Below are 7,863 nucleotides of genomic sequence, written 5' to 3'. Positions count from 1 at the left end.
ACTCAGAACTCAGAAATTCGGGTCGAACCGGCTCGCGCCCGCCCTCCGTTCGCCACCCCCGGAGGGTGAGCCTCCGCCGTCGCCCGGCGCTCCGCCCTCTCCCCCCGAGGAGGGGCGGGGCGGTCTGACCCGGGCCCCGTCCCGGTCGCCGTCACCGCTCCGGTCACGCGTATCCCTCGTATCCCTCGCATCCCGCCTGTCCCGCCTGTCCCGCGTACGGCCTCGCGCGCGGTCCCGCTCGCTCCTCGTGCGCGGCCCGTTCCGGTCCCGGGCGCCACGTCCGTGGCCGGTGGCCGCCCGCCGGTCGTGGACGACGACTTCGAATCCGTCACCCAGCGCGGCGGCCTCCTCGGGCCGCAGGGCGCGCTCCCGGCCCTGCGGCGGCTTGAGCAGGAACTCCCCCGAAGGGGTGCGCCGCAGCCGGTACGAGGACGCCGTGCCCGGGCCGCAGCGCTGGAGCGAAGGCGCCGCGCCCCGGGCTCGGTCCACCACGAAGTGGAACTCCCCGCCGGGACTCTGCCCCGCCCGCACGGTCAGCTCGTCCGGGCGGACGCCCTCGCCGCGCAGCTCCAGCTTCACGCCCGCGAGATCGCGGCGGCGGCGCTGCGCCACGTACCGCACCGCCGCGAACACGGCGAGGGCCAGCGCCAGCGCGCCCGCTGCGGCGACCGCCCACCACCAGCGGTCCCACCAGGTGGGTACGGGGTCGACGCCGATCTCCAGGAACGTGTTGTCCAGGACCCGGCCGCCGTCAACGGTGTCGGTGACCGTGACCCGGGCGGCGATCTCGCCGGGCGCGGTACCGGATCCGATGCCGACCCGGAAGGGAACGCTCCTTCCTTCCCCCGCCGCGACCTCCACCTGGGCGGGGCTGACCGTCAGCTCCGCGCCGGGCGGCTGATCGGCGAGGGCCAGCTGCAAGGTGCGCGTCTCCTTGCTCTTGTTGTCCACCTTCAGCAGGCCCGTGACGCTCCCGCCCGGGTGCACGGTGGCCCGCTCGACGGTCAGCGCGGCGGTCACCGGCGGGGGGCCCGAGGTGATCCGCGCGTTGAACGGCCGGTGGTCACTCGTGACGCCCGGCGCCGACATCTCGGCGGTCAGGGCGAGATCGCCGTCGGCGGTGGACGGCACGGTCAGCGTCCCGGTGAACCGGACGTCCGCCGCCTTCGTGTCCGGTGCCCTGCCGTCGTCCTTGAGCGGCACGGAAACGGGTTCGAAGCCGCTGCCCGTGAGCCGGGCCGCGACCGTGATGCCCTTCACCTCGTCCGGATCGTCGATGACGACACCCCGCCGGGTCTGCATCCGCACCTCGACGGTCGTCTTCTCGCCGGGGCGGGGGGAGGCGGGGTCGAGGATGACGGAGGAGCGCAGCCGGCCCTGCCAGATGGCCCGTACGGCGACGACCCGCTCCCGGTGTCCTTCCGGCGCCTCCAGATGGACCCGCCAGCGGCCGGGGCGCGGATTCTTCACCCGCAACGCCTCGACCGGGCCGCTCTGACCGGTGATCTCGAAGGTCGAGCCGTCGAACGAGCCGTCGGTGCGGACCTTCCGGCCGCGCGGGTCGTAGTAGGTCGCGCTGACCTTCGGGTCGTGCTTGCTGACGGTGATCGACCCGTCCGTGGCGATCTTGGGGATGGTCACGTACAGGTCGGCGGGCGGCTTGCCCTCCGTGCCCTGGACGACCTGGGCGCAGCGGGCGGCGGCGAAGGTCTCCTGGAGTGCCTTGTCGATCCCGGCGGCGCTGCCGACCACCCTCATCCGGGGTGCGGCCGAGGGCAGTTCCGCGCAGCCGTTGCGGAAGCCGCCCTCGGCCATCTCCTTGAGGGCGTCCCGGTCGATGGCGTCGCCGAAGCCGAGCGGCCAGATCTGCACGGACTCCTCGCGGGCGCGGGCGAGCTGTTCGCCGAGCTGGCGGGCGGCGTCGGACTGGCGGCTCGCCGCGTCGGCGCCGTACTCCGGGCTGTCGCGGACGTCGAGCTTGCCGTCGGTGAGCAGGAAGATCACCTTCGGGGTGCCGGTCCTGTCGTCCTGGGTGAGCCGGGTCAGCGCCTGGCGCAGCGCGGCCGGGAAGTCGGTGCCCGGGCCCATGCGGGCGTCGCGGCGGGAGAGCTTCTTGACGCAGCCGTTCAGATACGAGCGCCCCGAGGAGTCGACGACGGTCGGCGGGCACACCTCGGTGACCGGGGTCTGACCGTGCTTCTCGGAGCTGCCGAAGCCGATGACCGTGGCGCGTGAGCGGTCCGAGATCTCGCCTTGGGCGATCAGCGCCGCGGCCTCCACCTCGCGGTCCAGGTCCTCTTGGGAGAGGCTGTCCGACTGGTCGACGACGACGGCGAAGTCGATCGGGTCAGCCCCTTCGGTCACCGCACCGGTCCGGCCGGGCGCGCCGGTGGCATGGCCCGGGGCCGCGCCGGTGACGGCGATCAGGCCGGCCAGGGCCAGCAGGACTCCGGCCAGGCGTCTCGCTCCGGCCTCTCGCGTCGCACGCGATGTGATTCTCATGTGCACCGTCCCTCACCCCAGCTCACTCAGTAGGACCAGCACCGCGCCGAGCATCAGGGAGCAGCCCCCCATGCGCAGCCAGCGGTACTTGGCGGCCAGGACCGCGGCGTGCACGGTCGCCTGGCTCAGCAGCCAGCCCACGACGTCCTCGCCTGTCGTGTTCAGCCTGGCCAGCAGTTCGTCGGAGGGGGTACCGGCGAGGAGGTCGTTCAGAAAGGTGTCCCGCGCCCCTATCCGGGTGCGGGGCAGAACGACCGCTATGAGCATCAGCAGTCCGGCCACGCAGAGGACTCCGCCCGCGGTGAGCAGGGCGAGCCTCAGCGGGGAGAGGGGCTGGTGCAAGCCGTCCTTGGTGAAGGCGACCGCGCAGAAGGCGATGGCCCCGGAGAGCAGGATCGCGGCTTTCGTGTCGGCCCTGGCGATGTCCTCGCGGACCGACACGACCAGGCGCTCGGCCAGATACCTGACCTCGGTGGTGTCGGGGCCCTCCGGCCGTGCGGCCGGGACTCCGCTGCTCATTCGTCCCCCCAGTCGTCGAAGTCGGCGCTGGGCCTGGAGCCGCGCCGCGCGCTGCCGCGCTCGTCCTCCCGGTCGGCGCGCTCCCGGCGCGCGTCGCGGTCGCGTTCCGCGGACGACTCGACCCTGGTCGGCCGGTAGACCCGCGGTTCGTCGTCCCACGGGGGCCGCTCCGGCTCGCCGCGGTCGTCCCCGTGGTCGTACTCCCGGTCGTCGCGACGACCGCCGCGTCCGCCGTTCCGCCCGTCGTCGCGTCCGTCCCTCGGCCCGGTGCCGCGTCCGTCCCTCGGCCCGGTGTCGCGTCCGTCCCTCGGCCCCTCGCTCCGCCCGTCGCCGCGTCCGTCGTCGTCGAAGGCGTCCCAGTCGTCCACCCGGCCGTTGGGCGGCTCCTCGCGCCGGCGGCGGGCGCTCCGGCCCTCCTCCAGCTCCCGCCTCGGCCCTTGTCCGAGCAGCAGTTGGTCCGAGACACCTCCGATCACCGCTCCCCCGCTCTCGCGGAGCAGCCGCAGCGTTTCGAACATCTGGTCGCCGATGTCGTGGCGTTCGAGATGCCCGGTGTCGAGCAGCCGGTTGAAGAGGTTGATGAGGTCGGTCTGTCCCTCGCGCTTCTCCTGCCGGATGGCCTCGCGGATCTCCCACTCCTTGGCGGGGTTGCGCGCCATGAAGTGAATGATCTCGGCCTCCTGGCCGCGGCGGAGCACCGCTTCGAGTTCGGCGGCGCGCTCGCTGACGAGCCGGCGCTCCCTCGCCTCCTTGCGGCGGTCGGCCTCGGCCCGCATCTCGTCCCTCGACATGTCGAAGTCGATGTCGTCGCGCTCGCCCTTGCGCTGCCTGACCGGGTCGCTCAGGTCGATGAACACATGGATGCGCAGCCGCAGTCCGAGATCGCGGCCCAGATCGATGCGCCCCCTGGCCAGTTCCTCCTGGACCGCCTCGTCGACGCGCTGCGCGTCCGTGAGCCGGAAGCGGCGGGAGACCTGGCGTAGCATGGCGAGGAGTTCGCCGTGGAGCAGTTCGCCGACGTCCCACACGCGCTTCATGACGACCGCGTACGGCTCCTCGACCTCCCAGTGCACCTCGGCGCGCGCGTCGAAGAACTGGGCGTCGCCCGCGGCGGGCAGCGCCAGTTCGAACGAGGTCACGTTCCGGCCGAGCAGGACCTCGAACACGGTGTACGGGGTGCGGAGTCTGGGTCTGTCGTGGTCGTCACGGGGGCGGTCGGGCCACACCACGCTGTACCCGCCGTTCCGGTACAGGAGTACGGCGGCGATCTGGCCGCTCTCCTGCCGGTAGGGCGGCCTGCGCTCACGCAGCAGCGGGCCCACGGCGCCGTCCTTGTACTGCTCCACCGTCTCGTCGTCGTCCGCCGGCCGGCTCGTCACCACCGCACCTCCCCGCTCCGGTGCCCCGTGCTCGGGACGCCGCTCCCCGTACCGCCGCTCGCCGTACCGCTGTCCGCCGTCGCGTTGCTCGCCGTACCGCTGCTCTCCCTGCCGCTGTCCGCCGTCGCGCCGTTCGCCGTACCGCTGCTCGCCTGCGCGTTGTCCGCCCGCGCGTTGTTCGCCCTCGGGTGGGCGCGGCCGCTCCTCGTGCAGCCACTGCGCGTACTGCTGTTCCCGGTTCCCCTGTGCGGGTCGCTCCTCGTACGGTGACGGGCTCATGCCGCGGCCCCCTCTCCCACCGCGTCCCACATCGTGCGCGCCGCGGTCTTGTCCAACGGTTCGTCGGGGTCCTTGACCAGCCGCGCCAGCAGGTGGCGCAGCCGGTCGCGGTCCCTGCGCCCCTCGGCCAGCCGGACCAGGAAGGCGCAGACGGCCTCCAGCTGCTGCGCGTCCCCGGCGGCCTGGCGCAGCAGCAGGGCGAGGGAGTCCTGGGCCGCGGCGCCGGCGCGCGGCGTGGCCAGGGTGCGCCGGACCAGCGAGGCCAGCCGCCCGGTCAGTCCGGGCTCGGTCTCCAGCAGGGCGGAGAGCAGCATCCTCTTGCCGCGTGCCTGGAGTTCGGGCATGTCCTGGAGGCCCCACAGGAAGGTCGTGCGGGTGCGCAGGGCGCCGATCACGGTGAGCAGGGCGAGGTCGGCGGGGCCCCGCCGGGTGTCGCGGAGCCACGCGTCGAGACGGTGGACGACGGCCGCCGGCTCGGGTCCCGCCAGCAGCCGGGTCACGCTGAACGACGCGTTGGACAGGACGTCCGTGTCATGGGCGGCGTCGGTGTCGTCGTGGGCGCGGACCGCCACCTTGGCGAGGGCGTCGAGCGACGCCGCGACGGAACCGGCCGCCATTCCGTAGCCGTGCGCGAGGACCGCGGTGGTCAGCAGTTCCTCGTGGCTGCTCTTCGCCCACTCCTTGAGCAGGGCGGCCACCGCGGGCTGTACGGACGGCTCGCGCGCGGCCTCCGCCAGCGCGGTCGCCGCCGACATCCGCTGCACGGGGCTGTCGGAGGCGGCCATGGGCACGAGCAGCTCGCCGGAGCCGTAGGGCAGGTCCCAGGAGCAGAGCACTCCGGCCGCGATGGAGGCCCGGACCCACAGGACGGGCCGGGGGTCGTCGCACAGGGCGCGCAGCCAGCGAACGAGAGGGCCGCGCACATTGTGGTAGCCGTGCCAGACCTCCCTCAGGACCGCCGTCGCGAGGGCCTCGCCCTGGAAGCGGACGGCCTGTACCGGCACCTGGGCGTCGCCGAGGTCCAGCTCGCCGTCCTGGAGCACGGCCCGGGCTGCGACCGGCCGGGCCTCCGCGTGGGTGCCGAAGAGCCTGCGGCCCACGGGGGTCTCGGGGTCGAGCGTGACCGCCAGCTCCCAGGCGAGCTGTTCGCCCGCCTCCGCGGTGAGGCTGTACGGCGAGCCGTTGAACACGGCGACGGCGATACGGAAGGCGGCGGCGCTCAGGGTGGGCAGCGCCTCGGGCAGGGTGCCGGGCCGGTCCGCGCCCGCGAACCAGTCCCTGGCCTGCGCGTCGACGAAGGTCGAGCAGGCGGCGAGCAGCCGGCGGTGCGTCAGCTCGCCGCTCTGGCGGCGGGCGAGATGGCCGGCGAGCCGCGCGCTCTCGCCCGGCCGCAGCTCGTCCAGGCCGAGGGTTTCGATGACGTCGTCGCCGTCGGCCAGCGCCAGGGCCTCGTCCAGGGCGCCGTCGGGCGCGTCCGCCAGAAGCACCCGGAGGTGCTGGCGGAGGACCGTCTCCCAGGGCGGTGCCGGGCAGGCCACTCCGTACCGGCCGCGCAGCAGCCGGTCGGCCAGCTCGCCGTTCTCGACGAGGAGCACGGCGAAGGCGCCCGCCTTGACGAGTTTGCTGCGCAGGCCGTCGAGGTGGAGCTCGGTCGGTCCGGCCCGCCGGACACGGGGCCTGCTCCGGCCGTCGGCCCGCTCCGGCTCCTGCCACCCGGTGTCCTCGGACTCGATCTTCAGGAGATGGCCGTGGCCCGGCCGGATCTCCTCGATCTCATGGACCTTGACCCCGGGGTCGAGCCGGGTCACCTTGTCGTCGGCGACGCCCGCGAGCAGGGAGAGCCCCGTCGCCGTACGGCCGCTGTTGTGTTCTCCGCAGAGGACCAGCAGGCCGCGCTCGCGGAGCCGCTGCGCCATCTCCTCGTAGCCCGGAGCCTCGCAGTACACACCGGCGAGGCGGGTCAGCTCCTCGGCCGGGACGGGGCCCTGGACCATGGCGTGTCCGCCGCCGACGCCGAGCTGGTTGATGAAGGTGTTGCCTTCGTAGTACTGGCCGTCCGCGCCGAAGCCGATGGCGCGCCCCGTCTTGCCGGCCGCGAAGGTCTGGAGGGCGGCGTGCGCCGTACCGGAGCCGCCCGTACCGCCCGAGGCGCCGAGCGGATTACGGCCCGCCTGGTCGAAGGGGTTGGACTCGGGAGGCTCCTGGCCGTCGCCCGGGGCCCGCCGGTCCGCGCCCTTCTCGGGCCTGTCGGCCTTCTTCTGGTCGGCCGCGTTCTTCTCGGGCGACCGGTCCTCGGCGGCGTCCTGGGGATCCGGTGCGTCCGGCGTCTCGTCCTGGTCGCTCACGCGGGCTCACCCGGCCCGGAGGCCGGTCCCCGCCGCTTGTCGAATCCGGTGAAGCCGTGGATCACGTTGTTCTCGAAGTGCTGGAAGTCCCCCTGGACGGAGATGCTCCTCCCCGCGGAAGGAGGCGGTGGGCCGTCCCCCGGTGTCGGCCCACCGCCGGTCTGTTGCGGCGCCGCGCCCCCGTCGTCGTCCGGGTGCGGGCCCTGGCCGGGCCCTCCGGACGTCCCGGCCAGGCCGGAGAGCGCGGACGCGGATAACCGCGGGATGTGTAACCAGGCGGTCTCGTCCGTCTCCTTGAAACGGACGCGTGAGCGTACGTAGTGCTCGGGCTCCACCTGGCGCCCGCCTTCCGCCACCACGTTCACGTACAGCCAGTCGGAGACGATCAGCAGCAGGTCGGAGCCCGGGGCATCCTCCATGACCCGCTTCGCCGTCGGGCTGTCGCAGAGCCGGCAGGCCAGGTCCACGGCACGGCCCACCAGCCCCCTGCCGTCGTCGAGCACGGGCCCCGCGTTCATCCCGATCCGCAGCCGCAGCCGCTGCGCGCTGCCCTCGTTGTGCTCGCGCAGGTACTGGTACAGCGTTTCGAGCCAGCCCCCGACCATCAGGGACGACGGGGTGCCCGGGTCGAGCGCGGTGAGGATGCCGTCCCCGCGGTCCTCCTGGTGCAGACCGCGGGGGTCGATGTCCACTGCGGCGAACGCCTCGTCGAACGCGCCGTACAGGGCGTTCCGCATCCGCTTCTTGGCCGCCATCCCCAGCCGGCCCGAACCGCAGGCGTCGCCGAAGACCACCAGTCTGCTGACCGCTCCCACACTGCTCACTGCTCCCCCTGTGCC

General features: G+C 73.7%; 6 protein-coding genes. 1 reads left to right on the top strand and 5 read right to left on the bottom strand.

Annotated elements, in window-relative coordinates; translation table 11 throughout:
- Positions 1-9: 9 nt before the first annotated feature.
- Genes ACFTZC_RS20980 through ACFTZC_RS20970 form a run of 3 tightly spaced genes read right to left on the bottom strand, consistent with a single transcriptional unit; the run spans position 10 to position 4,400 of the window.
- Complete coding sequence (locus ACFTZC_RS20980) at positions 10-2,502, bottom strand: VWA domain-containing protein (protein WP_382891829.1); 2,493 nt, start codon at positions 2,500-2,502, stop codon at positions 10-12.
- 12 nt (positions 2,503-2,514) lie between these two features.
- Entirely contained in the window at positions 2,515-3,021 is a 507-nt protein-coding gene (locus ACFTZC_RS20975; RefSeq protein WP_382891827.1) for a Pycsar system effector family protein, read from the bottom strand.
- A complete protein-coding gene (locus ACFTZC_RS20970; RefSeq protein ID WP_382891825.1) occupies positions 3,018-4,400 on the bottom strand; it encodes a hypothetical protein in 1,383 nt (460 codons plus the stop codon). The genes ACFTZC_RS20975 and ACFTZC_RS20970 overlap by 4 nt, the downstream gene beginning before the upstream one ends.
- A gap of 27 nt (positions 4,401-4,427) precedes the next feature.
- Here ACFTZC_RS20970 and ACFTZC_RS20965 point away from each other — a divergent pair, with 27 nt between their 5' ends.
- The gene (locus ACFTZC_RS20965; protein WP_382891823.1) at positions 4,428-4,670 is read left to right on the top strand and encodes a hypothetical protein; all 243 of its coding nucleotides are present in this window, start codon (positions 4,428-4,430) and stop codon (positions 4,668-4,670) included.
- A gap of 5 nt (positions 4,671-4,675) precedes the next feature.
- On the opposite strand, the gene ACFTZC_RS20960 is transcribed toward ACFTZC_RS20965, so the two are convergent.
- Together ACFTZC_RS20960 and ACFTZC_RS20955 are read right to left on the bottom strand one after the other, a co-directional pair.
- The gene (locus tag ACFTZC_RS20960) at positions 4,676-7,024 is read right to left on the bottom strand and encodes a hypothetical protein (protein WP_382891821.1); all 2,349 of its coding nucleotides are present in this window, start codon (positions 7,022-7,024) and stop codon (positions 4,676-4,678) included.
- Positions 7,021-7,848 (bottom strand): hypothetical protein, encoded by an 828-nt coding sequence (locus ACFTZC_RS20955; protein ID WP_382891819.1) that lies wholly within the window; start codon positions 7,846-7,848, stop codon positions 7,021-7,023. Before ACFTZC_RS20955 ends, ACFTZC_RS20960 begins: the two co-directional genes overlap by 4 nt.
- Positions 7,849-7,863: the final 15 nt, after the last annotated feature.

The sequence above is a fragment of the Streptomyces sp. NPDC056987 genome (assembly GCF_042673865.1).
In the GTDB taxonomy this organism is placed as follows: domain Bacteria; phylum Actinomycetota; class Actinomycetes; order Streptomycetales; family Streptomycetaceae; genus Streptomyces.
This window is presented reverse-complemented; position numbering and strand designations above follow the sequence as displayed.

Coding starts and splice junctions, on each gene's coding strand:
- ACFTZC_RS20980 (WP_382891829.1), bottom strand. CDS start 2,502: ATGAGAATCACATCGCGTGCGACGCGAGAGGCCGGAGCGAGACGCCTG.
- ACFTZC_RS20975 (WP_382891827.1), bottom strand. CDS start 3,021: ATGAGCAGCGGAGTCCCGGCCGCACGGCCGGAGGGCCCCGACACCACC.